This is a genomic window from Pseudomonas sp. GM50 (genome assembly GCF_000282375.1).
In the GTDB taxonomy this organism is placed as follows: Bacteria; Pseudomonadota; Gammaproteobacteria; order Pseudomonadales; family Pseudomonadaceae; genus Aquipseudomonas.
In genome coordinates this window covers 23,122-48,839 of record NZ_AKJK01000137.1, presented here as the reverse complement: position 1 = coordinate 48,839, position 25,718 = coordinate 23,122, and the positions used below count along the sequence as shown (strand labels likewise).

Genomic DNA, 25,718 nt, shown 5'->3' with positions numbered 1-25,718 from the left:
TGCGCGTGGGTACTCCTTGTCATTTCGCTTTATTTGAGCTGAAACCGAGCTTCCGTCTGGATCTCGATCAGTTGGCCACGCGCTACCGTGAGTTGGCGCGCGGTGTTCATCCGGACCGCTTTGCTGACGCTTCCGAGCGTGAGCAGCGGCTGGCGCTCGAGCAATCCGCGAGCCTCAACGAGGCCTACCAGACGCTCAAAAGTCCCCCCAAACGCGCGCGATACCTGCTCGCCATGGGCGGTCGCGAGCTGCCGCTGGAGGTCACGGTGCATGATCCGGAGTTTCTTCTGCAGCAGATGGAGTTGCGTGAAGAGCTCGAAGACCTGCAAGACAGCGCCGACCTGGCGGGTGTCGCAGTGTTCAAGCGTCGCTTGAAGAGCGCGCAGGATGAACTGAACGAAAGCTTCGCAGCCTGTTGGGATGATGCAGCGCAACGTGAACAGGCCGAACGCCTGATGCGGCGCATGCAGTTCCTCGACAAGCTCACCTACGAAGTGCGCCAGTTAGAAGAGCGCCTCGACGATTAACCCAGTGCCGCTCCGGTCGCACGCCTGATATACAGATAAGTCCTGATAACGATGGCCCTACTGCAGATCGCCGAACCCGGCCAAAGTCCTCAACCGCACCAGCGTCGTCTGGCTGTGGGGATCGACTTGGGCACTACCAATTCGCTGGTCGCTGCATTGCGCAGTGGTCTTTCCGAGCCTCTGGCCGATGCGCAAGGGCAGGTCATCCTGCCGTCTGCCGTGCGCTATCACGCCGATCGCGTCGAAGTCGGCGAGTCGGCCAAGCTGGCCGCCGCGTCCGATCCTTTGAATACTGTGCTGTCGGTCAAGCGCTTGATGGGTCGTGGTCTGTCCGACGTCAAGCAATTGGGCGATCAGCTGCCGTACCGTTTTGTCGACGGCGAGTCGCATATGCCGTTCATCGACACGGTTCAAGGCCCGAAAAGCCCGGTCGAAGTCTCCGCCGATATCCTCAAGGTGCTGCGTCAGCGCGCTGAAGCGACCTTGGGTGGCGAATTGGTTGGCGCGGTGATCACCGTTCCAGCTTATTTCGATGATGCTCAGCGTCAAGCCACCAAGGATGCGGCCAAGCTGGCCGGTCTGAACGTGCTGCGTCTGCTCAATGAGCCAACCGCCGCCGCGGTGGCCTACGGTCTGGATCAGCACGCCGAAGGCCTGGTCGCAATTTATGACCTGGGCGGCGGTACGTTCGATATTTCGATTCTGCGCCTGACTGGCGGTGTGTTCGAAGTGCTGGCTACCGGCGGCGACAGCGCCCTGGGTGGCGATGACTTTGACCACGCCATTGCTGGCTGGATCATCGAGAGCGCCGGTTTGTCGGCCGACCTCGATCCGGGCACGCAACGTAATCTGCTGCAAACCGCGTGCACAGCCAAAGAAGCCCTGACCAATTGCTCGTCCGTTGAAGTCGCTTATGGCGACTGGAAGGCCGAGCTGACCCGTGAAGCCTTCAATGCGTTGATCGAGCCGATGGTCGCTCGCAGCCTGAAAGCCTGCCGTCGCGCGGTGCGTGATTCCGGCATCGAGCTGGAAGACGTTCACGCTGTGGTCATGGTCGGCGGCTCGACGCGCGTGCCTCGCGTCCGTGAAGCTGTTGCGCACGCCTTCGGTCGCGAACCGCTGACCGAAATCGATCCGGATCAAGTCGTCGCCATCGGTGCTGCGATCCAGGCCGATACCCTGGCCGGCAACAAACGTGACGGCGGCGAACTGCTGTTGCTCGACGTGATTCCGTTGTCCCTGGGGCTGGAAACCATGGGCGGCCTGATGGAGAAGGTGATTCCGCGCAATACCACCATCCCCGTCGCCCGGGCCCAAGACTTCACCACTTATAAAGATGGCCAGTCGGCCATGGCGATCCACGTATTGCAGGGCGAGCGTGAGTTGATCAGCGACTGCCGCTCCCTGGCGCGCTTCGAACTGCGCGGTATTCCGGCGATGGTGGCTGGCGCGGCGAAGATTCGCGTGACCTTCCAGGTCGACGCCGACGGTCTGCTCAGTGTCTCGGCCCGCGAATTGGGTTCGGGCGTCGAAGCCAGCATCCAGGTCAAGCCGTCCTACGGCCTGACCGACGGCGAAATCGCCAAAATGCTCAAGGATTCGTTCCAGCACGCCAGCGACGACAAGGTCGCCCGGGTGTTGCGTGAACAGCAAGTCGATGCCCAACGCCTGATCGAGGCGGTGCAGGGCGCTCTGGAGGTTGACGGCGAGCGCTTGCTCGACGCCGAAGAGCGCATGGTCATCGAATTGCAGATGCAGGAACTGACCGAATTGATGAAAGGTACCGATGGTTACGCTATCGAGCAGCAGACCAAGCGTCTGTCGCAAGTGACCGATGCCTTTGCTGCCCGCCGCCTGGACTCGACGGTGAAAGCCGCTCTGGCGGGGCGCAACCTGAATGAAATCGAGGATAACTGATGCCGCAGGTCATTTTTCTGCCACACGAGAAGTTCTGCCCGGAAGGCATGGTCGTAGAGGCTGAGCCCGGTATATCCATTCTCGAACTGGCCCATGAACACCATATCGAGATGGAAAGCGCCTGTGGCGGCGTCTGCGCTTGCACCACTTGCCACTGCATCATCCGCGAAGGTTTTGATTCGCTGGAAGAGGCCGATGAGCTGGAAGAAGACTTTCTTGATCGGGCCTGGGGTCTGGAGGCGCAATCGCGTCTAGGCTGTCAGGCGATCGTCGGTACAGAAGACCTGACCGTCGAGATTCCGAAATACTCGCTCAACCATGCAGCCGAAGCGCCGCACTGATTCAAGGAACCGACATGAGTCTGAAATGGGTTGATGTGCTTGAAATCGCGATCCAACTGGCTGAATCCAGGCCGGAAGTGGATCCGCGTTATGTGAACTTCGTCGATCTGCACCAATGGGTGCTGGCATTGCCGGAGTTCAGTGATGATCCGACCCGCGGTGGCGAGAAGGTGCTTGAAGCCATTCAGGCCGCCTGGATCGAAGAAGCAGACTGAGTCTGCACCGTACGCAGTTAGGCAATACCAAAGAACCCGCGTATAATTCGCGGGTTTAATTTTTCGCAAATTACCGTTTCTGGAGTTACACCATGGCTGTTCAACGTACTTTCTCCATCATCAAGCCTGACGCTGTTGCAAAAAACGTTATCGGCGAGATCACCACTCGTTTCGAAAAAGCTGGCCTGCGCGTTGTAGCTTCGAAACTGAAGCAACTGTCCAAAGCCGAAGCTGAAGGCTTCTACGCTGAGCACAGCGCTCGTGGTTTCTTCAACGACCTGGTTGCTTTCATGATCTCCGGTCCGGTTGTCGTTCAGGTTCTGGAAGGCGAAAACGCTATCGCTCTGAACCGTGAGCTGATGGGCGCTACCAACCCTAAAGAAGCTGCTGCCGGCACCATCCGCGCTGACTTCGCTGATTCCATCGACGCCAACGCTGTACACGGTTCGGACTCCGAAGCCGCTGCTGCTCGCGAAATCTCGTACTTCTTCGCAGCTACTGAAGTAACCACTCGCTAAGCATTGGCTTAAGAGTGAAGGTGAATCCATGACTACATCGACTGTAAAAACCAACCTGCTGGGTCTGACTCAACAGGAAATGGAAAAATTCTTCGACTCAATCGGGGAGAAGCGTTTCCGTGCCGGTCAGGTAATGAAATGGATTCACCACCTTGGCGTTGATGATTTCGACGCCATGACGAACGTCAGCAAGGCCTTGCGCGACAAGCTCAAGGCCATTGCTGAAGTCCGCGGCCCCGAAGTGGTCAGCGAGGACATCTCCACCGATGGCACCCGTAAGTGGGTGGTGCGCGTGGCGTCCGGCAGCTGCGTCGAGACCGTGTACATTCCCCAGGGCAAGCGCGGCACTCTGTGCGTTTCGTCCCAGGCAGGCTGTGCCCTGGATTGCAGTTTCTGCTCCACCGGCAAGCAAGGTTTCAACAGCAACCTCACCGCCGCCGAAGTGATCGGTCAGGTGTGGATTGCCAATAAATCGTTCGGCAGCATCCCGGCGACCGCCGACCGTGCCATCACCAACGTGGTGATGATGGGCATGGGTGAGCCGCTGCTGAACTTCGACAACGTCGTGGCCGCCATGCATCTGATGATGGATGACCTGGGCTACGGGATCTCCAAGCGCCGCGTGACCCTGTCCACTTCGGGCGTGGTGCCGATGATCGATGAGCTGTCCAAGCACATCGATGTGTCCCTGGCGTTGTCGCTGCATGCACCAAATGACGCATTGCGTAACCAATTGGTGCCGATCAACAAGAAATATCCGCTTAAGATGCTGCTCGAGTCGTGCCAGCGCTACATGTCGTCCCTGGGCGAAAAGCGCGTGCTGACCATCGAGTACACCTTGCTCAAGGACATCAACGACAAGGTTGAACACGCCGTTGAGATGATCGAGCTGCTCAAGAACATCCCGTGCAAGATCAACCTGATTCCGTTTAACCCGTTCCCGCATTCCGGTTACGAGCGCCCAAGCAACAACGCGATTCGCCGGTTTCAGGATCAGCTTCACCATGCAGGCTTCAATGTCACCGTACGCACCACCCGCGGTGAAGACATCGATGCCGCGTGTGGCCAATTGGTAGGGCAGGTGCTGGATCGCACCCGTCGCAGCGAGCGTTATATCGCCGTGCGCGAGTTGAGCGCCGAAAACGATATCGCAACAAACGCTGCGAACAATAATTAAGAGAGGATCTCTATGTCCCTGCGCTTCGCGCTGCTTGTGCTGTTGGCCAGCCTCTGTGCTGGTTGTGTCCTGTCGGGCGATTTCAACCCGATGAAGACCAGCAAGGGCCGTGATGAGGCGCGGGCCGCCTACGTGCAGCTGGGCCTGGGGTATCTGCAGCAGGGCATGACCGAGCGCGCCAAGGTCCCGTTGAAGAAGGCCTTGGACCTGGATAGCTCGGATCCTGACGCCAACGCGGCTCTGGGGCTGGTGTTCCAGGCCGAGATGGAGCCGGAACTGGCCGATCAGCATTTTCGCAAGGCGCTGTCTTCTCGTCCCGCCGATGCGCGAATCCTGAATAACTACGGCAGTTTTCTTTTCGAAGAGAAACGTTACAAAGAGGCGTACGAACGCTTCGAACAGGCCGCCGCCGATACCCTGTATCCTGAGCGTTCACGGGTTTTCGAAAACCTGGGCATGACCGCATCAAAGCTTGGCCAGCGTGATCTGGCCCGCCAGCAACTGGAAAAAGCCCTGCGTTTGAATCGCCAACAGCCACGTGCGTTGCTGGAAATGGCTGAGTTGTCTTACGAAGACAGGCATTATGTGCCCGCGCGTGACTATTACGACCGTTTTAGCCTGCTCACCGAGCAAAATGCACGTAGTCTATTGCTCGGCGTTCGGCTGGCAAAAGTGTTCGAAGATCGCGACAAGGCCGCCAGTTTTGGCCTGCAATTAAAACGACTCTATCCCGGTACGCCGGAATATCAGCAATACCTGTCGGAGCAATGATGAAAGCGGCGCATCCCGAAGTTGTAGCAGCGAATCGCGTTAACCCCGGTGAGACTTTGCGCCAGGCCCGCGAAAGCAATGGCTGGTCGCTGGCCGAAGTGGCCCTCAAGCTCAACCTCACCGTCAATTCCCTGAGCAATCTGGAAGCCGGCGCTTTTGACAAGCTGCCTGGGCACACCTTTGCTCGTGGCTATATTCGCGCGTATGCCAAATTGCTCGGCATGGACCAAACCGTTCTGGTCCAGCAGTTCGACCAATCCACCGGCACCGACTCCCAGGGCAGCAACGTCCACAGCCTGGGACGTATCGAAGAGCCGGTTCGGGTGTCTCACACTATTTTGCGAATTGTCAGCCTGCTGTTGCTGCTCGCGGTGATTGGCGGTGGTTTTGTCTGGTGGCAGGATCAAACCTCATTGCGCACCAAGGACTTGATCGGTCTGGCCCCGGAACACGTTGAAGTCGAAGGCGCCGACGGCACCACCCAGATCCATCCACTGGACGAGCCGGAAGACCAGGCCGTTGCGCAAGGTCAGGCTGAAGGGGAAACACCTCTTGCGCTGCCTCAGGCCGAGACTTCGACCGAGGAGCCAGTCAGTGCCGAAACGAGCGCACCGGTTCCAGTGCCAGCGGCTCCAGCAGTAACGCCTGCGGCTGCGGCCCACAGCACTGCTCCGGTTGTCGCGACACCGGCGACACCTGCACCGGCTGTTCCAGCTGTACCGGCACCGGTTGTCACTGCTCCGATTGCTCCCACCGCCCCGGCTCCAGCGGCTCCGGTGGCCGGCCAAGGCCAGGTTCAACTGCAATTCACTGCTGATTGCTGGACGCAAGTCACCGATGGCACGGGTAAGGTGCTGTTGAGTGGTCTCAAGCGTAAAGGCGAAAATGTTACTGTCAGCGGCAAACCGCCTTTTTCCGTGCGTCTGGGCTTCGCCCGTGGCGCGCAGGTCAGCTACAACGGGCAGGTGGTCGATGTCGCTCCGTTCACCAGTGGCGAGACTGCTCGCCTGAAGTTGGGTCAATAAGTCATGCACGGCGAATCTCCAATCAAACGTCGCGAATCCCGCAAGATCTGGGTCGGCAACGTGCCCGTGGGCGGCGATGCGCCTATCGCTGTGCAGAGCATGACCAACAGCGACACCAATGACGTGGCCGCCACCGTGGCCCAGATCAATCGTCTGGAAGCCGCTGGCGTCGATATCGTGCGGGTTTCCGTGCCGGACATGGACGCCGCCGAAGCCTTCGGCAAGATCAAGCAGTTGGTCAAAGTGCCATTGGTGGCCGACATCCACTTCGACTACAAGATCGCTTTGCGCGTAGCCGAACTGGGTGTGGATTGCCTGCGGATCAACCCGGGCAACATCGGTCGTGAAGACCGCGTGCGTGCGGTGGTCGATGCCGCCCGTGATCGTGGGATTCCGATCCGCATCGGCGTCAACGCCGGTTCCCTGGAAAAAGACCTGCAAAAGAAATATGGCGAGCCGACTCCAGCCGCGCTGGTCGAGTCCGCCTTGCGTCACGTCGAACACCTCGAACGCCTGAATTTCCAGGACTTCAAGGTCAGCGTGAAAGCCTCCGACGTGTTCATGGCCGTCGCCGCCTACCGCTTGCTGGCCAAGGAAATCGTCCAGCCGTTGCACTTGGGCATCACCGAAGCCGGTGGTTTGCGTTCAGGCACAGTGAAATCCGCCGTGGGCCTCGGTATGCTGCTCGCCGAAGGGATTGGCGATACTATTCGCATCTCGTTGGCGGCCGACCCGGTCGAGGAAGTGAAAGTCGGCTACGACATTCTCAAATCCCTGCACCTGCGTTCCCGTGGCATCAACTTCATCGCTTGCCCGAGCTGCTCGCGGCAGAACTTCGATGTGGTCAAAACCATGAACGAGCTGGAAGGGCGCCTCGAAGACCTGCTGGTGCCGCTGGATGTCGCGGTGATCGGTTGCGTGGTCAACGGGCCGGGCGAAGCCAAGGAAGCCCATATCGGCTTGACCGGCGGCACGCCAAACCTGATTTACATCGACGGTAAACCGTCGCAGAAACTGACGAATGACAATCTGGTGGATGAGCTTGAACGCTTGATCCGCCAGAAAGCGGCCGAAAAGGTCGAAGCCGACGCAGCTGTAATCGCTCGCGGCTGAGCCTGACTAAAGAGCCGAACGAATTTAAGGATTTATAGTGAGCAAGTCTCTGCAAGCCATTCGTGGCATGAACGACATCCTGCCCGAACAGACTCCCCTGTGGCGTCATTTCGAGGGCACCGTTTCGCGTTTGCTGGATAACTACGGTTACAAGCAGATCCGCATGCCGATCGTCGAGTTCACCGAGCTGTTCAAACGCTCCATCGGTGAAGTGACCGACATCGTCGAAAAAGAGATGTACACCTTCGAGGATCGCAATGGCGATTCCCTGACCCTGCGCCCTGAAGGCACAGCGGCCTGCGTGCGTGCGGTGCTCGAGCACGGCATCACCGGCGGCGGTCAGGTGCAGAAACTCTGGTACATCGGCCCGATGTTCCGTCACGAACGTCCACAGAAAGGTCGTTATCGCCAGTTCCACCAGATCGGTTGCGAAGTCTTCAACCTCGACGGTCCGGACATCGACGCCGAGCTGATCGTGCTGACCTGGCGCCTGTGGGGCGAGCTGGGTATCCGCGATGCGGTCAAGCTCGAACTCAACAGCCTGGGCACCAGCGAGTCCCGTGGTCGTTATCGTGAAGCACTGGTCGAATACCTGTCCGCTCGCCTGGATCAACTGGACGAAGACAGCCAGCGCCGTCTGAAGACCAACCCGCTGCGGGTTCTGGATACCAAGAATCCCGACACTCAAGCGGCGTTGGCCGACGCGCCAAAGATGGCCGACTACCTCGACGAAGAATCCCGCGTGCACTTCGAGGGCCTCAAGGCTCGTCTGGACGCCGCCGGCATTCCTTATGTGATCAACCCGAAGCTGGTTCGCGGGCTGGATTACTACAGCAAGACCGTTTTCGAATGGGTCACCGACAAGTTGGGCGCCCAAGGCACTGTGTGTGCCGGTGGTCGCTACGACGGTCTGGTGGAGCAGATGGGCGGCAAGCCGACCACGGGCGTTGGCTTCGCCATGGGCATCGAGCGACTGGTGCTGCTGCTTGAAACCCTGGAGCAGATTCCCGAAGAAATCTCCCGTCAGGTCGATGTCTACCTCTGCGCCTTCGGCGAAGCCGCCGAGTTGGCCGGTCTGACCCTGAGCGAGCGTGTTCGTGATCAATTGCCCAACCTGCGCCTGCAAGTCAATGCTGGCGCCGGCAGCTTCAAAAGCCAGTTCAAGAAAGCCGACAAGAGCGGTGCGCTGTACGCATTGATCCTCGGTGACGACGAAATGGCCCAGCAAGTGGTAGGTTTCAAACCCCTGCGTGGCCAGGGCGAACAACAAAGCATTGCCTGGGATGCGCTTGCTGCACACCTGGCCACCTGCGTCGTGCAGGGTTGAAGCTGTCAAACAGCCGATTTAGCGATTAAGGAGTATTGGGGTGTCGAGTACCGAAGACGAACATCTGGCGGAGTTGAAGGACTGGTGGACACGCAACGGCAAGCCCCTGGTCACTGGCGGCCTGTTGGCGCTGGTCATCGTATTCGGCTGGCAGGCCTTTCAGAAGTATCAGAGCAATCAGTCGCAAGGCGCCTCGATTCTCTATCAGCAATTGCTCGAAACCACGCTGACGCCTGACGGCAAGCCTGATGCTGCACGTGTTTCGGACCTGGCCGGCAAGCTCAACAGCGAGTTCGGCGGCACCGCTTACGCGCAATACGGCAGCCTGTTCGTGGCGAAAGTTGCAGTCGACAGCGGCAAGCTGGACGACGCAGCCAGCGAGCTGAAAGCCATTGTCGCCAAACCGGCCAACCCGGCACTGGGCGAAATTGCCCGTCAGCGTCTGGCGCAGGTGCTGGCCGCGCAGAGCAAGATCGATGAAGCCCTGAAACTGCTCGAAGGCGATGCCGACAAAGCTTTCCTGGCCACTCGCGAAGAACTCAAAGGCGACCTGCTGGTGCAGTTGGGTCGTACCGACGAAGCGAACACGGCGTATCAAAAAGCCAAGGCGGCACTGTCGGATGAAGCGGCGGTCGGTGGCCTACAAATCAAGCTGGACGACCTGGCCAAAGGGGATGCGTGACGTGATCCGTTGGAAACATGCAGCATTGCTGGCTCTGGCCATATTGGCCGCGGGTTGCAGCAGCAACAGCAAAAAAGAATTGCCACCGGCCGAGTTGACCGACTTCAAGGAAGAAGTGGTTCTGCAAAAGCAGTGGAGTCGTTCGATCGGTGACGGTCAGGGCGAAACCTACAACATGCTGGTTCCGGCGATCGATGGCGATACCATCTATGCCGCCGACGTCACCGGCGTGGTGATGGCGATGGATCGCAGCAATGGCGACGTCAAATGGAAGAAAGATCTCGAACTGCCTGTCTCCGGCGCCGTTGGCGTGGGTTACGGTCTGGTCATGATCGGCACGCTCAAGGGCGAAATCGTTGCCCTGGACGCCAGCAGCGGTGAAGAGAAATGGCGCGCTCGCGTGACCAGTGAAGTGCTCGCGCCGCCGGCCACCAACGGTGACGTTGTTGTGGTTCAGACCCAGGATGACCGTCTGATCGGTCTGGATGCCGCCACCGGCAACCAGCGCTGGTTGTATGACAGCACGCCAGCGGTTCTGACCCTGCGCGGCACCAGCGCACCGATCGTCACCAACCGCCTCGCGGTGGCTGGCCTGTCGACTGGTAAAGTGGTCGCTCTGGATGTTTCCAACGGCGTGCCGGTGTGGGAACAGCGCGTAGCGATTCCACAAGGTCGTTCGGAGCTGGAGCGTGTGGTTGATATCGACGGTGGCTTGCTGCTGTCCGGCGGTACACTGTATGTCGCCAGCTACCAGGGTCGCGTCGCGGCACTGGATCTGGAAAGCGGTCGTCAGCTCTGGCAGCGTGATGCTTCCAGCTATGCCGGCGTTGCCCAGGGTTTTGGCAGCGTCTACGTGAGCCTGTCTGCAGGCACCGTTGAAGGCGTTGACGAACGTTCTACCACTGCGTTGTGGAGCAACGATTCGCTGGCTCGCCGCCAACTGTCGGCTCCAGAAGTGTTCTCCAGCTATGTTGCAGTCGGTGATATGGAAGGTTACCTGCACCTGCTGAGTCAGGTGGACGGTCGTTTCGTCGGCCGCGAGCGTATCGACAGCGACGGCCTGCGTGCCCGTCCGCTGGTGGTGGGTGACACGATTTATGTGTATGGCAACAGCGGCAAACTGGAAGCCCTGACCATCAAGTAAGAACTATGCTTGGGTTTTAACCCCCAAGCGGCTTCACCTGTGGGTATGAATGTGGGAGCGAGCCTGCTCGCGAAGGACGTCAACGATAACGTTTGCGGCCTGAATGAATGCGGTGCCTTTGCGTTTATCGCGAGCAGGCTCGCTCCCACAAAAAGCCCCACAGTGATTGCCCCGAGCACCAGCCGCTGCCTCGCAGCGGCTTTTGTATTTTCTGAAATAACGAAGTGGAGAGCCGCATGGTTCCCGTAATCGCCCTGGTGGGCCGACCGAACGTCGGCAAGTCCACCTTGTTCAACCGCCTGACCAGGACTCGCGACGCCATCGTCGGCGACTTGTCCGGTCTGACCCGTGATCGCCAGTACGGTGAGGCCAAGTGGCAAGGGCGTTCCTACATTCTGGTCGACACCGGCGGTATCTCCGGTGACGAGCACGGTATGGACGAAAAAATGGCCGAGCAGTCGCTGCTGGCCATTGAAGAAGCAGATGTCGTTCTGTTCCTGGTAGATGCCAAGGCCGGTTTCACCGCGGCCGACCAGATGATCGCCGAGCACTTGCGCAAGCGTAACAAGCGTTCCTACGTGGTCGCCAACAAGGTCGACAACATCGACCCTGAAATGGCCCGCGCTGAATTCGCCCCATTGGGCATGGGCCACGCGATCCCGATCGCCGGTGCTCATGGTCGTGGCATCACCCAGATGCTGGAAATCGCCCTGAGCGACTTCCCCAAAGACGACGAAGAGCCGGAAGATGGCGAAGAAGAGATCGTTGCCGAAGGTGAGGAAGCCAAGCGCATTCCTGGCCCAAGCGAAAAAGACGGTATCAAGATCGCCATCATCGGTCGTCCGAACGTCGGCAAGTCGACCCTGGTCAACCGCATGCTCGGTGAAGACCGGGTTATCGTTTATGACCAGCCCGGCACCACCCGCGACAGTATCTACATCCCGTTTGAACGTAACGACGAGAAGTACACGCTGATCGACACCGCCGGTGTGCGCAAGCGCGGCAAGATCCACGAAGAAGTCGAAAAGTTCTCCGTGGTCAAAACCCTGCAAGCGATCAAAGACGCCAACGTGGTGATCTTCGTGATGGACGCCCGCGAAGGCGTGGTGGACCACGACCTCAACCTGCTGGGCTTTGCCCTTGAAGCCGGTCGTGCGCTGGTTATCGCGATCAACAAGTGGGACGGCATGACGCCGAGCGAGCGCGACTTCGTGAAGGTCGAGCTGCAACGTCGTCTGTTCTTCGTCGACTTCGCCGACATCCACTTCATCTCGGCCCTGCACGGCACTGGCGTAGGCAACCTCTACGCGTCGGTACAGAACTCGTTCAAGTCCGCGGTCACCCGCTGGCCGACCAACCGCCTGACCCAGATTCTGGAAGATGCGGTTGGCGAGCACGCGCCACCGATGGTCAACAACCGTCGGATCAAGCTGCGTTACGCCCACTTGGGTGGTGCGAACCCGCCGATCATCGTGATTCACGGTAACCAGATCGAGAAGGTGCCGAAGTCTTACGTGCGTTACCTGGAAAACACTTATCGCCGTGTCCTGAAGCTGGTCGGTACGCCGATCCGTATCGAGTTCAAGGGCGGCGAGAACCCGTACGAAGGTAACAAGAACTCGCTCACCGACCGCCAGGTCAACAAGAAGCGTCGGATGATGTCGCACCACAAGAAAGCCGACAAAAAACGCCGCGACAAGCGTTGATTCACGGCTTGCCCATGCCGCTGGTGTGGGCGCATTTGTGGCGAGGGGGCTAGCCCCCGTTCGGCGGCGAAGCCGTCGTAAAACCTGTGTATGCGGTGTACCTGAAAACATGCGGTTGCAGGTTTTGGGGCCGCTTCGCGACCCAACGCGGGCAAGCCCGCTCGCCACAGGTATTGCGGTGAATGTTTTAGAAGAAGGGCGCCGGTTGGCGCCCTTTTTTTATGGGCGTCGTTTGGGCTATTCTCGAGCTCTCCCGTGCCGTCGTAGAGCCGGGTGCAGAGCCAGGGAATCACCGATGATCACCAGCAAGCTGCCGAATGTCGGCATCACTATCTTCACGCAGATGTCTCAGCTCGCGGCGCAAACCGGGGCGATCAATCTGTCTCAGGGGTTTCCCGATTTCGACGGCCCGCAGGCCCTGCGCGATGCAGTCGGCCGGCATATCGCCAGTGGCCACAACCAGTACTCGCCGATGACTGGCCTGCCGGTGTTGCGTCAGCAGATTGCGGCGAAGATCGCTCGCAGCTATGGCGCCCATGTCGATGCCGACAGCGAAGTGACGGTCACCCCCGGCGCGACTCAGGCGATCTTTTGCGCCATTCAGGCGGTGATCCACAGCGGTGACGAAGTCATCGTGTTCGATCCGGCCTACGACAGTTATGAACCCTCGGTTGAGCTGGCCGGTGGTCGCTGCGTCCATGTGCAGTTGGGCCTGAATGACTTCGCCATCGACTTCCAGAAGCTCGCTGAAGCCATTACGCCGCGCACGCGGATGATTATCCTCAATACCCCGCACAACCCCAGCGGCGCGCTGATCAGTCGTGCCGAGCTGGATCAACTGGCGGTGTTGATTCGCGACCGCGATATCTATGTGATCAGCGACGAAGTCTACGAACACCTGGTATTCGACGGTGTGCCTCACGTCAGCGTATTGGCCCACGAAGAGCTCTATCAGCGCGCATTCGTGGTCAGCTCGTTCGGCAAGACCTACCACGTCACCGGCTGGAAAACCGGTTATGTCGTGGCACCTCCGGCCCTCACCGCGGAACTGCGCAAGGTTCACCAATACGTCAGTTTCTGCGGCGTGACGCCGTTGCAATACGCGTTGGCCGATTACATGGCCGAGCACCCGGAGCACGTCGAAGAGTTGCCGGACTTCTATCAGGCCAAGCGCGATCTGTTCTGCGATCTGCTGTCGCCGTCGCGCTTCAGTTTCACCCGCGTGGCCGGTACTTATTTCCAGCTGGTCGATTACTCGCAGATTCGCCCGGACCTCAATGATGTAGAGATGGCACTGTGGATGACCCGCGAACATGGCGTCGCGAGCATTCCGATCTCGGTGTTCTACCAGACGCCACCCGAAGGCCAGCGCCTGGTGCGTCTGTGCTTTGCCAAACGCGAGGAGACCCTGCGTGAAGCAGCGGCAAAACTATGCGTGATCTGAGTGCTCTGCCCAATCTGAATGTTGCGCTGATCCAGACCACCCTGGCCTGGCATGATCGTCAGGCCAATCTGGAGCATTTCGAGCCCTTGCTGGAACAGGCTCGCGGCGCTGACCTGATCATCCTGCCGGAGATGTTCACCACCGGTTTCTCCATGGAGTCGGAAACCCTCGCCGAGCCGGAAAATGGCCCCACCAGTAAATGGCTGCGGGTTCAGGCGGCGAAACTGGATGCGGTGATCACCGGCAGCATCATCGTCCAGGTGGCTGACGGCAGTCATCGCAATCGTCTGTTGTGGGCGCGGCCGGACGGAGAGGTGTGGCATTACGACAAGCGTCACCTGTTCCGCATGGCGGGCGAGCACAACCATTTCACCCCGGGCGAGCGGCAGGTGCAGTTCGAATTGAAGGGCTGGCGAGTGCGGCCGTTGATTTGCTACGACTTGCGTTTTCCGGTCTGGAGCCGCGATCCTCAAGACACCGACTTGTTGCTGTACACCGCCAATTGGCCGGGCGCCAGGCGCCAGCACTGGAACCGTTTGCTACCGGCACGGGGGATCGAAAACCTCTGCTATGTGGCGGCGGTGAACCGCATCGGTACCGATGGCAAAGGCTTTGCGTATACCGGTGACAGTCAGGTGCTGGATTTCCAGGGTGAGACGTTGCTCAGCGCAGGCGATGCCGATGGGGTATTCAAGGTCGTTCTGGACGCGGCGGAGCTGGCGGCTTATCGCGCGCGGTTTCCGGCGAATCTGGATGCGGATACCTTCGAGTTCACCTGAGACTTTCGCTGCCTGACCGTCCGTCTTCGCGAGCAAGCCCGCTCCCACACTTGATCGGTGTGAACACAGATTTTGTGTACACCAAAAATCCACTGTGGGAGCGGGCTTGCTCGCGAAGAGGCCAGAACAGGCAACACAAAAATTCCAAGTAAACAAAAAAGCCCCGAGGTTCTCACCCCGGGGCCTTTTGCATTGCAGCACTGACTTACGCCGCTTTCGCTTCCGGCTGGCTCAGGGAGCGGTTCAGCGCGCTGAACAGGGCCTTGAAGCTGGCGGTGGTGATGTTTTCATCGATGCCGACGCCGTGCACCGCACGCTCACCGTTTACGCGCAGTTCAATGTAAGCCGCCGCTTTGGCATTGGTGCCCGCGCCGATGGCGTGTTCGTTGTAGTCCATGATTTCCACCGGGATCGGCAGACCAGCCACCAGTGCTTCCAGAGCGCCGTTGCCCTTGCCACGCCAGTGCAGGTTGGTTTCGCCCTGACCTTTGCTGGAAACTTCCACTTCCACGGCGCTGTGACCGTTTTCTTCCTGCAAGCGATGGCTGACCAGTGCGTACGGAGTGTTGGCCTGCAAGTATTCGCTGTGCAGCAGCGCGTGGATCTGCTGGGCCGTCATCTCAAGGCCCAGGCGATCGGTTTCACGCTGCACGACCTGGCTGAACTCGATCTGCATGCGGCGCGGCAAGTTGATGCCGTATTCCTGTTCCAGCAGGTAAGCGATACCGCCCTTGCCCGACTGGCTGTTGACGCGAATCACCGCCTCGTAGCTGCGGCCGATGTCGGCCGGGTCGATCGGCAAGTACGGCACTTCCCACAGGGCGTCCGGTTGCTGCTGGGCGAAGCCTTTGCGGATGGCATCCTGGTGTGAGCCGGAGAACGCGGTGTGAACCAGGTCGCCGACATACGGGTGACGTGGGTGCACGGGAATCTGGTTGCACTCTTCGACGACTTTGCGCACGCCATCGATGTCAGAGAAGTCCAGCTCAGGGTCGACGCCCTGGGTGTAGAGGTTCAATGCCACGGTCACCAGATCGACGTTACCGGTACGCTCGCCGTTGCCGAACAGGCAGCCTTCGACACGGTCGGCGCCGGCCATCAGGCCCAGCTCGGTGGCGGCTACGCCAGTACCACGGTCGTTGTGGGTGTGCAGGCTGATGATCACGCTGTCACGACGGTTGATGTGACGGCCGAACCATTCGATCTGGTCGGCATAGATGTTCGGGGTGGCGCATTCGACGGTGGCAGGCAGGTTGAGGATCACCTTGTGCTCAGGCGTCGGGTTCCACACTTCGATCACCGCGTCGCAGACTTCCTTGGCGAACTCGAGTTCGGTAGCGCTGAAGGTTTCTGGCGAGTACTCGAAGGTCCACTCGGTTTCCGGCTGCTGGGCTGCGTATTTGACGAACAGCTTGGCGGCGTTCACGGCGATGGCCTTGATCCCGTCCTTGTCTTGATTGAAGACAATGCGGCGGAAGGAAGGGGAGGTCGCGTTGTACAGGTGAACGATGGCTTTCTTGGCCCCGCGCAGGGATTCGAAGGTACGTGCGATCAAGTCTTCACGGCCCTGGGTCAGCACCTGAATGGTGGTGTCGTCCGGGATGTGGCCGTCTTCGATCAGCGTACGCACGAAGTCGAAGTCGGTTTGCGAAGCGGCCGGGAACGAGGCTTCGATTTCTTTCACGCCGACTTGCACCAGGGTTTTCCAGAAACGCAGCTTCTTGACCGCGTCCATCGGCTCGATCAGCGACTGGTTGCCGTCACGAAGGTCCGAGCTGCACCAGATCGGCGCGGCGGTGATGGTCTTCGACGGCCAGGTGCGGTCCGGGATGTCGATGGTCGGGAACGCGCGGTATTTCGAAGACGGGTCTTTGAGCATGCTCATCGGAAAATCCTTATTGTGTGGGCCGAAAAAAGGCGGCCTGCCGGTGGATCAAATGTTCTGGGGATAAAGCGTAAGACGAGGTACCGCGATTCAGCCTGGCAGTCGTGCACTGACGAGGCACAGGCTGCGGTGCTGGCGGAGCTGAATGAGGGTGTGAGAGGTTTTCATGCCTTCAACCCTAACCGCGGGGATGAAGGATGGCAAGCAGTCGAAAAAAATTGAGAGGAATACTCGAAAAGTCGTATTTATTGAGATTTTGTTGCGGTGAATGGCAGAGATTGTATTGATGTTTGCGCGAGGTTTGAGCGATGCGCAATTGAAGGTTGGCGATTGCAGTTCGGTCGACGCAGCTATTCTTAAAGCCTCAACCTGACGACCAGGAAGCAGGAGTTGGCGATGAACGAGTCGGATTGGAAGCTCTATAGCACGCTGCGCCCAGTAGCCCATGAGCGGATGTGTACCCGGATCATGGAGGAGGTCGAGCGTACGGTGCTGGATAAAAGCCTGGCGCCTTATGAGCGTATTGAAGCCAGTGAAGAAAGGTTGAAGGCCGGTCAGCAGGAGCTGTATTGGGCGTTTGGCGTTTTCGGTCACTCACGCAATGAAGCGCCTGCTCATTTGCTGGGGCTGTGTACCCATGAGCTGATCACATCTGAAGAGTTGGCGGGTTTCTCGGAGGAAACCCAGACCTGGATCAAAGAGCGTCTGGCGCACAGGGAGGTCCACGGAATTGAGGACCTTGAGGCGGAATAAGCGACGCCAATGAGGCCGTCTTCGCGGGCAAGCCTCGCTCCTACAGATTAGTTGCGGTCATCCCCAATCCGTAGGAGCGAGGCTTGCCCGCGAAGAGGCCGGTAGCCTCAACAACTATTTAAGGCTGAAACGCCCCAATAAAAATCGCCGGATCCACCCGCGCATCATTCAGGCTGATGTTCCAGTGCATATGCGGCCCGGTCGCGCGCCCCGTGGAGCCGACTTTGCCGACCACGCCACCTCGCGCCAATTGCTGCCCAACTTTCACATCGATCTTCGACATGTGGCAGAACATGCTGATAAAGCCCTGGCCGTGGTCGACGAACACCGTATTGCCGTTGAAGAAGTAGTTACCGATCAGGATCACCTTGCCGGCGGCCGGGGTCTTGATCGGCGTGCCGGCGGGCACCGCAAAGTCGAGGCCCGCATGGGGGTTGCGTTCTTCTCCATTGAAAAAGCGGCGCACGCCGAACTTGCTCGACAGCGGCCCGTTGACCGGTTTGTCCAGCAGCAGATTGCTCGGGGTGTTCGGGCTGAAGCTGCGGTAGGCCTGGATCTGTTCCGCCAGCTCACCCTCGATGCGCTTGAGGTTCTCCGGGTTCGGATTGACCTGCTGGGTATTCTTCAGGGTGATGTGCTGTTCCGGGTATTTCTTGCTGCCGACGGTGAAGCTCAGATTGCGGCCGCCGCTGCTAAGCGACTGGCTACCCGGTTTGACCGTCAGCGGCACGCCGACGATGGCCAGCCAGTTGTTCTGTTCTTTGACCACCAATACCGGTCTCCCCTGATAGCTGGCTTTGGGTGCCTGGGCGGAGCTGCCCAAATCCACCACTGCCACGCCCCCCGGCACCGGTTTGTTCAACAGGCGGGTGATGTAACTGTCGGCGTGGGCGTTGAAGGTCAGGCACAGCAACAGCAGCGGAGCTAGAAAACGCGGCATGGATCAATCCAGTAAAGAAAGGGTGACAGGCGTCAGGTGATTGTCTTCGACCCGCACTTGCAGTTCGCCTTCGCCCAGTCTGGCTTTCAGGCGCTGGCCGGTATGGGTTTGCGCGGCGCTGCGAATCGCATTGCCGCGCTCGTCCAGCAGAATGCTGTAACCACGCGCGAGGGTCGCCAGCGGGCTGACCACGTGCAGCGTCTGCATCTGACTTTGCAGTTGCAGGCGGCGGGATTTAAGCCCTTCACGCATGGCCCGGGGCAGGCGTTCGGCGAGGCTGTCGAGGCGCTGACGAAGCATCGCCAATTGCCGCCCGGGATGTTGCCCGGCGAGGCGGGTTTCCAGGCGGATCAAACGTTCGCGACGGGTATTGAGGCTGCGTTCGAAGGCGCGGCGCATGCGCATGTCCAGATCATCCAGACGTTGTGCTTGCTGACGCAGTCGTTCACCGGGATGGCGCAGTCGGCGTGAAATACCTTCCAGGCGCAGCCGATCACGCATCAGGCGGTCGCGCATGCGCATCACCAGGCGCCGGTGCAGGCTTTCGACCCGACGCACCAGGTCACTGGAATCCGGCGCGAGCAGTTCGGCGGCGGCGGAAGGCGTGGGGGCGCGGACGTCGGCGACGAAGTCACTGATCGATACGTCGGTTTCGTGGCCGACAGCGCTGACAATCGGCGTCACGCAGGCATCCACGGCGCGGGCCACGGCTTCTTCGTTGAAACACCAGAGGTCTTCCAGCGAGCCGCCACCACGGGCCAGGATCAATGCGTCGAAACCGCGGGCGTCCGCCAGTTTCAGCGCACGGACAATCTGCGCGGTGGCTTCGCGACCTTGCACGGCGGTGGGGATCAGCGTCAGTTGGATCTGCGGCGCGCGGCGGCGGAACACACTGATGATGTCGCGGATCACCGCGCCGGTGGGTGAGCTGATGATGCCGATGCGTTGCGGGTGCGCCGGTAGCGGCACTTTGCGCTCGGCACTGAACAGGCCTTCGGCGCTGAGCTTTTCCTTCAAGGCATCGAAGGCCAGGCGCAGGGCGCCATCACCGGCCGGCTCCACGGTGTCGAGGATCAGTTGGTAATCGCCACGACCTTCAAACAGCGAAACCTTGCCGCGAACCTTGACCGCCAAGCCGTCCTTCAACACCTGGCGAACCCGAGCGGCGTTCTGCCGGAACAGCGCGCAACGCACCTGGGCGCCGCTGTCCTTGAGGGTGAAATACACATGGCCGGACGCCGGGCGGGCGAGGTTGGAGATTTCGCCTTCGACCCAGATGTTGCTGAACACGTCTTCGAGCAACACCCGCGCGCGGCCGTTGAGCTGGCTGACAGTCAGGACTTCCCGGTCCAGGCCGAGTCTTGCAAAGGGATCTTTAATCATGGGGCGCATGATAAAGGCAATCTCCTGCGCAATGCACGATCCCCCTGTAGGAGCTGGCGCAGGCTGCGATCTTTTGATCTTGATTTTCGGCGAGGCTGAAATTGTTGAGGATCAAAAGATCGCAGCCTTCGGCAGCTCCTACGCCGATCGGGTGAAGTGTTCGACAAATTGCTGGACCAATGCCGTGGGGTGGTGCCGGCAGGCGAGGGCGACGGTGCTGTGGCAATCCGGGTCGGCCAAGGGGAGGAAGTGGATATCGGGCGGCGCGATGTCTTGCATCGACTCCGGTAACAGCGCGATGCCGAACCCGGCCTGGATCAATTGCAGTTGCGTGGTTTTGCGCGACACCACCCGAGCCGCCTGGGGAAAGAACCCCTGGCGCATGCACAACTCGGCGGACAAATAGCTCAGGCCGCCGCGCTGTGGATGAGGGATGGAAATAAACGCTTCACCCTTCAACTGCGCCAGATCGATGCCTTGCGCGGACTTATCCACAGCCAATCGATGATTCGGCGGCACCGCCAGCAACAGGCGCTCGCTGTACAGCGGAACAATCTGCACCCCTTCACGCTGACGCAGCACCGGCAGGCGCAACAGGCCCACATCGAGGCGACCCTCGGCCAATTCTTCCAGTTGCGCCTCGGAGGACAGTTTGACGATGTCCATGGACACACCGGCGTGCCGATCCAGATATTCGCTGATACCTCGCAACAGCCGACCGCTCATGGGCACAGTACTGGAGTGACTCAGGCGCAACACGCCCAGTTGACCGGTGCCCACCTGAGTGGCCATCTCGCTGGCCTTGGTCAGTTCGTTCAGCAGGTTTCTCGCCCGAGGCAAAAAGGCCTCACCCGCCGCCGTCAGTCGGGGTTGGCGCGCGGTGCGTTCGAACAGCGGCGTTTGCAGCCGGGTTTCCATGTCCTTGATCTGCCGGCTCAAGGCGGATTGAGCAATAAACAGTCGCTCGGCTGCAGCGCTGAAGCTGCCGCTCTCGGCGATTTCCACGAAGTAACGCAATTGGCGGATTGAAAGCACGAGGTATGCCTTTTCGAGATGGCTAGTCGATGTGGAAGATATTAGTCGCAACGCTGGGCGCTGGCTAAAGTCATCGCAGGAATAAAAGGAAACCGTGTCGATGAATGTGCTGGAGTTGTTAAACCAATGGCCGTGGGGTGCGGTGGATTGGCTGGTGATCGGGTTGGGCGTTGCCTTGGCCTACATCGTGTTCGGCATCGCTGGTTTTGGTACTGCGCTGGTGGCGGGGCCGATTCTGATCCTGTTCATGCCACTGTCGAAAATCGTGCCGTTGTTGGTGCTGCTGGATTTCGTCGCGGCGTTCGGCAATTTGCTGCCCTCGCGACGGGATGTGGCGAGGCCCGAATTGTTGCGACTGCTGCCCTGCATGGCGGTGGGCTGTACGTTGGGGGTGATTTTTCTGCTGAACCTGAAATCCGATGTTTTGCTGCTGTTGATGGGGCTGTTTATCAGCGCCTATGCGGTTTACAGCCTGTGGATTAAAACCCGCCCCGCGCAATTGTCCGCCGGGTGGGCGGTGCCGATGGGCACGGTGGGCGGGATGTTCGGGGCGTTGTTTGGCAGTGGCGGCTTCTTATATGCCATCTATTTGAACAGTCGGTTGCCCAAGGACGCGGCCCGGGCGACCCAGAGTGCGTTGATCAGTTGCAGCACCGTGGTGCGTTTGAGCCTGTTTGCCGTCGCCGGTGTGTATGCCGAGCTACCCTTGTTGGTATTGGCGCTGTGTTTGTTGCCGGCGATGGCGCTGGGGTTGTGGATCGGTCGGCGATTGACCATGAAATTGTCCCGCGAGGCATTCGTGCGGCTAGTGACCTGGCTGGTGCTGGCCAGCGGGATTGCCTTGATCGGGCGTTATTTGAGTACTTGACCGGATTTCGTCAGGGATTAAGCTGCCGGCCGCCCTGGCGCCTTCGCGGGCAAGCCTCGCTCCTACAAGGGATTGGTGTCGTTCCATAAATTTCCCTGTAGGAGCGAGGCTTGCCCGCGAAGGCGTCATCCGACACGCCGCAGAAATATCCATTTGACGCAGTAGGCTTGCACCATGAACTCGCAAAGCATCATCGTCCCGAAAATCTCCACCCTGCCGGTACACGAACCCCGGGCCCGGGCGGTCGTGCGTTGGCTGGTGCGCAAGAACATCATCAAAGAAGAACTGACCACCTGTGGCCGCACCGGCAATCGCATGGCCCACGCCATCGCCGACGGCGCCCGCGCCGTGGTCCTGCACCCTGACGCGCTGCCGTTCGGCGAGCCGGTCAATGGTCTGGAAATCATCACCAAGCGCTGCATCTATACACCGGCCAAGGGGTTTCTCGAAGAAGCCGGTTGCGCCGAGTGCCGCAAGGAAGTCGGCGAAGCATTGTTCGAAAGCCTGGAAGACTGGATGCCGGGGCGCACCGATAACTTCACGTGCCCTGAGTGCGGGCATGAAGATGACATCAACGGGTTTCTGTTCTTGCAGGAATGCGGCTTTTCCAACCTGGGTTTCATCTTCAACAACTGGCTCGAGGCCGGGTTCAAGCAAAGCTTCATCGACGAATTCGCCGATTGGCTGGATCAGCCTGTGAGTTGGGTCAAGGTCGAACTTTAAACCTGCGCCAGTCCCGTACTGTAGGAGCGAGGCTTGCCCGCGAAGGCGTCGCTGCGGTACATCAGATACACCGAGTCGATGCCTTCGCGGGCAAGCCTCGCTCCTACGGGATTTGTGTGCCAAAACCTCCGTCGATCACCGCGTCGATAATAGACAGAGTTTTACATTGAACCCGAGGGGGTGTCTGACTATAATGGCGCGCTTCCATTTTCCCGCTCGGGAGCCCCCGCGATGCTGCGTATCAGCCAAGAAGCTCTGACCTTCGACGACATTCTTTTAGTGCCCGGTTATTCCGAGGTTCTTCCTAACGAAGTCAGTCTCAAGACCCGCCTTACCCGTGGCATCGAGCTGAATATTCCACTGGTTTCTGCTGCCATGGACACCGTTACTGAAGCCCGCTTGGCAATTGCCATGGCTCAGGAAGGTGGCATCGGCATCATCCACAAGAACATGACCATCGAGCAGCAAGCTGCCGAAGTGCGTAAGGTCAAGCGGTACGAGGCCGGCGTGGTCAAGGACCCGATCACCATCGAGGCTGACGCCACGGTTCGTGAACTGTTCGAACTGACTCGCCTGCACAACATCTCCGGCGTTCCGGTACTGCACGATGGCGACCTGGTCGGCATCGTCACTTCCCGTGACGTGCGTTTCGAAAACCGTCTGGACGTCAGTGTCCGTGAAGTGATGACGCCTAAAGAGCGTCTGGTCACGGTCAAGGAAGGCGCCGACAAGAACGACGTCCGTGAGCTGTTGCACAAGCACCGTATCGAACGCGTACTGATCGTCGACGACAAATTCGCCCTCAAAGGCATGATGACCGTCAACGACATCGAAAAAGCCAAGGCCTACCCGCTGGCCAGCAAGGACGATCAAGGTCGTCTGCGCGTTGGCGCTGCGGTCGGCACCGGTAAAGACACCGGTGACCGCGTAGCTGCCCTGGTCCACGCGGGTGTTGACGTGGTCGTGGTCGACACTGCTCACGGTCACTCCAAAGGCGTGATCGACCGCGTTCGTTGGGTCAAGCAGAACTTCCCTGAAGTGCAGGTCATCGGCGGCAACATCGCCACCGGCGCTGCCGCCAAGGCCTTGGCCGAAGCCGGCGCTGACGCAGTCAAGGTCGGTATCGGCCCAGGCTCGATCTGCACCACCCGTATCGTTGCCGGTGTCGGCGTCCCGCAAATCAGTGCCATCGCCAACGTCGCCGCTGCCCTTGAAGGCACTGGCGTTCCGTTGATCGCCGACGGCGGCATCCGTTTCTCCGGTGACCTGTCCAAGGCCATCGTTGCCGGTGCCTCCTGCGTGATGATGGGCTCGATGTTCGCCGGTACTGAAGAAGCACCGGGCGAGATCGAACTGTTCCAGGGCCGTTCGTACAAGGCTTACCGTGGCATGGGTTCGCTGGGCGCCATGTCCCAGGCTCAAGGCTCCTCCGACCGTTACTTCCAGGACTCCTCGGCAGGCGCCGAGAAACTGGTTCCGGAAGGCATCGAAGGGCGTGTTCCGTACAAGGGCACCCTGAGCGCCATCATCCATCAACTGATGGGCGGCCTGCGTTCTTCCATGGGCTACACCGGTAGCGCCGATATCGAAGAAATGCGCACCAAGCCTGAGTTCGTGCGGATCACCGGCGCCGGCATGGCCGAGTCCCACGTTCACGATGTGCAAATCACCAAAGAAGCGCCAAACTACCGCGTAGGTTGAGGCTTCCAGCAATAAGTTAAGTAACCGGGGCTGTTTTCAGCCCCGAGTTGTTTCTGATTCTCTTCACCGAACTGCATAGACGAGACTGACCACATGGCCCTCGACATTCACGCTCACCGCATCCTGATCCTCGACTTCGGTTCTCAGTACACCCAGCTGATCGCTCGCCGCGTGCGTGAAATCGGCGTGTACTGCGAACTGCATCCGTTCGACATGGACGACGAAGCGATTCGCGAATTCGCTCCAAAAGGCGTCATTCTCGCCGGCGGCCCCGAGTCCGTGCACGTAGCCGACAGCCCGCGCTGCCCGCAAGCGGTGTTTGACCTGGGCGTACCGGTCTTCGGTATCTGCTACGGCATGCAAACCATGGCTGAACAGCTGGGTGGCAAGGTCGAAGGTTCCGAGCTGCGTGAGTTCGGTTATGCCCGCGTTGACGTGGTCGGCAGGAGCCGTCTGCTCGATGGCATCGAAGACCATATCGACGCCGATGGCCTGTTCGGTCTCGACGTGTGGATGAGCCACGGTGACAAGGTCACCAAGATGCCGGAAGACTTCCACATCCTGGCCAGCACCCCGAGCTGCCCGATTGCCGGCATGTTCAACGATGCTCGCGGCTACTACGGCGTGCAGTTCCACCCGGAAGTGACCCACACCAAGCAGGGCGGTCGCATCCTCTCGCGCTTCATCCTCGACATCTGCGGCTGCGAAGCCCTGTGGACACCTTCGAAGATCGCTGAAGACGCTATCGCCCAGGTCCGCGCCCAGGTTGGCACCGACAACGTATTGCTCGGCCTGTCCGGCGGCGTTGACTCCTCGGTGGTTGCCGCGCTGCTGCACAAGGCTATCGGCGACCAGCTGACCTGCGTCTTCGTCGACAACGGCCTGCTGCGCCTGCACGAAGGCGAGCAAGTGATGGCCATGTTCGCCGAGAACATGGGCGTCAAGGTGATTCGCGCCAACGCTGAGGACCAGTTCCTCGACAATCTGGCAGGCGAAAGCGACCCAGAGAAGAAGCGCAAGATCATTGGCCGTACCTTCATCGACGTGTTCGATGCCCAGTCCAACAAACTGGACAACATCAAGTACCTCGCCCAAGGCACCATTTACCCGGACGTGATCGAGTCGGCTGGCGCCAAAAGCGGCAAGGCCCACGTGATCAAGTCGCACCACAACGTGGGCGGCCTGCCGGAAGAAATGAACCTCAAGCTGGTTGAACCCCTGCGCGAACTGTTCAAGGACGAAGTCCGTCGTCTGGGCCTGGAACTCGGCCTGCCGTACGACATGGTCTACCGTCACCCGTTCCCGGGCCCGGGCCTTGGCGTTCGCATCCTGGGTGAAGTGAAGAAGGAATACGCCGACCTGCTGCGTCGCGCCGACCACATCTTCATCGAAGAACTGCGCAAAGCCGACTGGTACCACAAGGTCAGCCAGGCATTCGTGGTGTTCCAGCCGGTGAAATCGGTTGGCGTGGTTGGCGATGGCCGTCGTTACGCCTGGGTCGTGGCCCTGCGTGCCGTGGAAACCATCGACTTCATGACCGCGCGTTGGGCGCACCTGCCTTACGAGCTGCTGGAAACCGTCAGCGGCCGGATCATCAATGAAATCGAAGGCATCTCCCGCGTCACTTACGACGTGTCGAGCAAGCCGCCAGCGACCATTGAGTGGGAATGATCGTGTTTGAGCCTGTGAAACCAGGCTCAAAACGATAGCGGTAAAAGAAGCCCTCGGTCGCGAGACCGGGGGC

At 59.7% G+C, this 25,718-nt stretch carries 24 protein-coding genes; 20 read left to right on the top strand and 4 right to left on the bottom strand.

What is annotated here, in order from left to right:
* The first annotated feature begins 5 nt into the window (after nt 1-5).
* From hscB to PMI30_RS01990, 15 genes are all read left to right on the top strand, one after another.
* Nucleotides 6-527, top strand: a complete 522-nt coding sequence (gene hscB, locus PMI30_RS01920; protein ID WP_007903590.1) for a co-chaperone HscB — start codon at nt 6-8, stop codon at nt 525-527.
* A 51-nt stretch (nt 528-578) separates the two neighbouring features.
* Nucleotides 579-2,444: a Fe-S protein assembly chaperone HscA gene (gene hscA / locus PMI30_RS01925; RefSeq protein WP_008014722.1), complete on the top strand. Its 1,866-nt coding sequence runs from the start codon at nt 579-581 to the stop codon at nt 2,442-2,444.
* Nucleotides 2,444-2,785 carry an ISC system 2Fe-2S type ferredoxin gene (gene fdx / locus PMI30_RS01930; RefSeq protein WP_008014719.1) on the top strand — a complete coding sequence of 114 codons (342 nt, stop codon included), beginning with the start codon at nt 2,444-2,446 and terminating at the stop codon, nt 2,783-2,785. The genes hscA and fdx overlap by 1 nt, the downstream gene beginning before the upstream one ends.
* A 14-nt stretch (nt 2,786-2,799) precedes the next feature.
* Nucleotides 2,800-3,000, top strand: a complete 201-nt coding sequence (iscX, locus tag PMI30_RS01935; protein WP_007903597.1) for a Fe-S cluster assembly protein IscX — start codon at nt 2,800-2,802, stop codon at nt 2,998-3,000.
* A 92-nt stretch (nt 3,001-3,092) separates the two neighbouring features.
* Nucleotides 3,093-3,518, top strand: a complete 426-nt coding sequence (ndk, locus tag PMI30_RS01940; RefSeq protein WP_007903599.1) for a nucleoside-diphosphate kinase — start codon at nt 3,093-3,095, stop codon at nt 3,516-3,518.
* A gap of 28 nt (nt 3,519-3,546) precedes the next feature.
* Nucleotides 3,547-4,695 carry a 23S rRNA (adenine(2503)-C(2))-methyltransferase RlmN gene (rlmN, locus tag PMI30_RS01945; RefSeq protein ID WP_007903600.1) on the top strand — a complete coding sequence of 383 codons (1,149 nt, stop codon included), beginning with the start codon at nt 3,547-3,549 and terminating at the stop codon, nt 4,693-4,695.
* A 12-nt stretch (nt 4,696-4,707) separates the two neighbouring features.
* Nucleotides 4,708-5,466 (top strand): type IV pilus biogenesis/stability protein PilW, encoded by a 759-nt coding sequence (gene pilW, locus PMI30_RS01950; RefSeq protein ID WP_007903601.1) that lies wholly within the window; start codon nt 4,708-4,710, stop codon nt 5,464-5,466.
* On the top strand, nt 5,466-6,491 hold the full coding sequence (locus tag PMI30_RS01955) for a RodZ domain-containing protein (RefSeq protein ID WP_008014716.1): 1,026 nt from the start codon (nt 5,466-5,468) through the stop codon (nt 6,489-6,491). The genes pilW and PMI30_RS01955 overlap by 1 nt, the downstream gene beginning before the upstream one ends.
* A gap of 3 nt (nt 6,492-6,494) precedes the next feature.
* Nucleotides 6,495-7,604 carry a flavodoxin-dependent (E)-4-hydroxy-3-methylbut-2-enyl-diphosphate synthase gene (ispG, locus tag PMI30_RS01960; protein WP_007903603.1) on the top strand — a complete coding sequence of 370 codons (1,110 nt, stop codon included), beginning with the start codon at nt 6,495-6,497 and terminating at the stop codon, nt 7,602-7,604.
* 37 nt (nt 7,605-7,641) lie between these two features.
* A complete protein-coding gene (gene hisS, locus PMI30_RS01965) occupies nt 7,642-8,931 on the top strand; it encodes a histidine--tRNA ligase (protein WP_008014713.1) in 1,290 nt (429 codons plus the stop codon).
* Nucleotides 8,932-8,971: 40 nt separating this feature from the next.
* Nucleotides 8,972-9,613 carry a tetratricopeptide repeat protein gene (locus PMI30_RS01970; RefSeq protein WP_008014712.1) on the top strand — a complete coding sequence of 214 codons (642 nt, stop codon included), beginning with the start codon at nt 8,972-8,974 and terminating at the stop codon, nt 9,611-9,613.
* Nucleotides 9,606-10,757, top strand: coding sequence for an outer membrane protein assembly factor BamB (gene bamB, locus PMI30_RS01975; RefSeq protein ID WP_032836290.1), 1,152 nt, complete (start codon nt 9,606-9,608; stop codon nt 10,755-10,757). The genes PMI30_RS01970 and bamB overlap by 8 nt, the downstream gene beginning before the upstream one ends.
* A 236-nt stretch (nt 10,758-10,993) precedes the next feature.
* On the top strand, nt 10,994-12,463 hold the full coding sequence (gene der, locus PMI30_RS01980) for a ribosome biogenesis GTPase Der (protein WP_008014708.1): 1,470 nt from the start codon (nt 10,994-10,996) through the stop codon (nt 12,461-12,463).
* A gap of 295 nt (nt 12,464-12,758) precedes the next feature.
* Nucleotides 12,759-13,907 (top strand): pyridoxal phosphate-dependent aminotransferase, encoded by a 1,149-nt coding sequence (locus PMI30_RS01985; protein WP_008014707.1) that lies wholly within the window; start codon nt 12,759-12,761, stop codon nt 13,905-13,907.
* Nucleotides 13,895-14,686, top strand: coding sequence for an amidohydrolase (locus PMI30_RS01990; protein WP_008014704.1), 792 nt, complete (start codon nt 13,895-13,897; stop codon nt 14,684-14,686). The genes PMI30_RS01985 and PMI30_RS01990 overlap by 13 nt, the downstream gene beginning before the upstream one ends.
* A gap of 205 nt (nt 14,687-14,891) precedes the next feature.
* On the opposite strand, the gene leuA is transcribed toward PMI30_RS01990, so the two are convergent.
* Entirely contained in the window at nt 14,892-16,571 is a 1,680-nt protein-coding gene (gene leuA, locus PMI30_RS01995; protein ID WP_008014703.1) for a 2-isopropylmalate synthase, read from the bottom strand.
* A gap of 396 nt (nt 16,572-16,967) precedes the next feature.
* Between leuA and PMI30_RS02000 the strand changes: the two genes are divergently transcribed.
* The gene (locus tag PMI30_RS02000; RefSeq protein WP_008014701.1) at nt 16,968-17,324 is read left to right on the top strand and encodes a hypothetical protein; all 357 of its coding nucleotides are present in this window, start codon (nt 16,968-16,970) and stop codon (nt 17,322-17,324) included.
* Between the two features lie 118 nt (nt 17,325-17,442).
* Here the strand turns inward: PMI30_RS02000 and PMI30_RS02005 are convergent, their stop codons facing one another.
* The 3 genes from PMI30_RS02005 to PMI30_RS02015 form a co-directional block, all read right to left on the bottom strand.
* Entirely contained in the window at nt 17,443-18,264 is an 822-nt protein-coding gene (locus tag PMI30_RS02005; RefSeq protein ID WP_008014699.1) for a peptidoglycan DD-metalloendopeptidase family protein, read from the bottom strand.
* Nucleotides 18,265-18,267: 3 nt separating this feature from the next.
* The gene (gene xseA, locus PMI30_RS02010) at nt 18,268-19,647 is read right to left on the bottom strand and encodes an exodeoxyribonuclease VII large subunit (protein WP_032836294.1); all 1,380 of its coding nucleotides are present in this window, start codon (nt 19,645-19,647) and stop codon (nt 18,268-18,270) included.
* Between the two features lie 138 nt (nt 19,648-19,785).
* On the bottom strand, nt 19,786-20,682 hold the full coding sequence (locus PMI30_RS02015; protein WP_008014695.1) for a LysR family transcriptional regulator: 897 nt from the start codon (nt 20,680-20,682) through the stop codon (nt 19,786-19,788).
* Between the two features lie 100 nt (nt 20,683-20,782).
* Between PMI30_RS02015 and PMI30_RS02020 the strand changes: the two genes are divergently transcribed.
* From PMI30_RS02020 to guaA, 4 genes are all read left to right on the top strand, one after another.
* The gene (locus PMI30_RS02020; protein WP_008014693.1) at nt 20,783-21,550 is read left to right on the top strand and encodes a sulfite exporter TauE/SafE family protein; all 768 of its coding nucleotides are present in this window, start codon (nt 20,783-20,785) and stop codon (nt 21,548-21,550) included.
* A gap of 174 nt (nt 21,551-21,724) precedes the next feature.
* Nucleotides 21,725-22,273, top strand: a complete 549-nt coding sequence (locus PMI30_RS02025) for a hypothetical protein (RefSeq protein WP_007903617.1) — start codon at nt 21,725-21,727, stop codon at nt 22,271-22,273.
* Nucleotides 22,274-22,504: 231 nt separating this feature from the next.
* Nucleotides 22,505-23,974, top strand: a complete 1,470-nt coding sequence (gene guaB / locus PMI30_RS02030; protein WP_007903618.1) for an IMP dehydrogenase — start codon at nt 22,505-22,507, stop codon at nt 23,972-23,974.
* A 93-nt stretch (nt 23,975-24,067) separates the two neighbouring features.
* Complete coding sequence (gene guaA / locus PMI30_RS02035; RefSeq protein WP_008014690.1) at nt 24,068-25,645, top strand: glutamine-hydrolyzing GMP synthase; 1,578 nt, start codon at nt 24,068-24,070, stop codon at nt 25,643-25,645.
* Nucleotides 25,646-25,718: the final 73 nt, after the last annotated feature.

Coding starts and splice junctions, on each gene's coding strand:
- hscA (WP_008014722.1), top strand. CDS start 579: ATGGCCCTACTGCAGATCGCCGAACCCGGCCAAAGTCCTCAACCGCAC.
- fdx (WP_008014719.1), top strand. CDS start 2,444: ATGCCGCAGGTCATTTTTCTGCCACACGAGAAGTTCTGCCCGGAAGGC.
- iscX (WP_007903597.1), top strand. CDS start 2,800: ATGAGTCTGAAATGGGTTGATGTGCTTGAAATCGCGATCCAACTGGCT.
- ndk (WP_007903599.1), top strand. CDS start 3,093: ATGGCTGTTCAACGTACTTTCTCCATCATCAAGCCTGACGCTGTTGCA.
- rlmN (WP_007903600.1), top strand. CDS start 3,547: ATGACTACATCGACTGTAAAAACCAACCTGCTGGGTCTGACTCAACAG.
- pilW (WP_007903601.1), top strand. CDS start 4,708: ATGTCCCTGCGCTTCGCGCTGCTTGTGCTGTTGGCCAGCCTCTGTGCT.
- PMI30_RS01955 (WP_008014716.1), top strand. CDS start 5,466: ATGAAAGCGGCGCATCCCGAAGTTGTAGCAGCGAATCGCGTTAACCCC.
- ispG (WP_007903603.1), top strand. CDS start 6,495: ATGCACGGCGAATCTCCAATCAAACGTCGCGAATCCCGCAAGATCTGG.
- bamB (WP_032836290.1), top strand. CDS start 9,606: ATGCGTGACGTGATCCGTTGGAAACATGCAGCATTGCTGGCTCTGGCC.
- der (WP_008014708.1), top strand. CDS start 10,994: ATGGTTCCCGTAATCGCCCTGGTGGGCCGACCGAACGTCGGCAAGTCC.
- PMI30_RS01985 (WP_008014707.1), top strand. CDS start 12,759: ATGATCACCAGCAAGCTGCCGAATGTCGGCATCACTATCTTCACGCAG.
- PMI30_RS01990 (WP_008014704.1), top strand. CDS start 13,895: ATGCGTGATCTGAGTGCTCTGCCCAATCTGAATGTTGCGCTGATCCAG.
- leuA (WP_008014703.1), bottom strand. CDS start 16,571: ATGAGCATGCTCAAAGACCCGTCTTCGAAATACCGCGCGTTCCCGACC.
- PMI30_RS02000 (WP_008014701.1), top strand. CDS start 16,968: ATGAACGAGTCGGATTGGAAGCTCTATAGCACGCTGCGCCCAGTAGCC.
- PMI30_RS02005 (WP_008014699.1), bottom strand. CDS start 18,264: ATGCCGCGTTTTCTAGCTCCGCTGCTGTTGCTGTGCCTGACCTTCAAC.
- xseA (WP_032836294.1), bottom strand. CDS start 19,647: ATGATTAAAGATCCCTTTGCAAGACTCGGCCTGGACCGGGAAGTCCTG.
- PMI30_RS02020 (WP_008014693.1), top strand. CDS start 20,783: ATGAATGTGCTGGAGTTGTTAAACCAATGGCCGTGGGGTGCGGTGGAT.
- PMI30_RS02025 (WP_007903617.1), top strand. CDS start 21,725: ATGAACTCGCAAAGCATCATCGTCCCGAAAATCTCCACCCTGCCGGTA.
- guaB (WP_007903618.1), top strand. CDS start 22,505: ATGCTGCGTATCAGCCAAGAAGCTCTGACCTTCGACGACATTCTTTTA.
- guaA (WP_008014690.1), top strand. CDS start 24,068: ATGGCCCTCGACATTCACGCTCACCGCATCCTGATCCTCGACTTCGGT.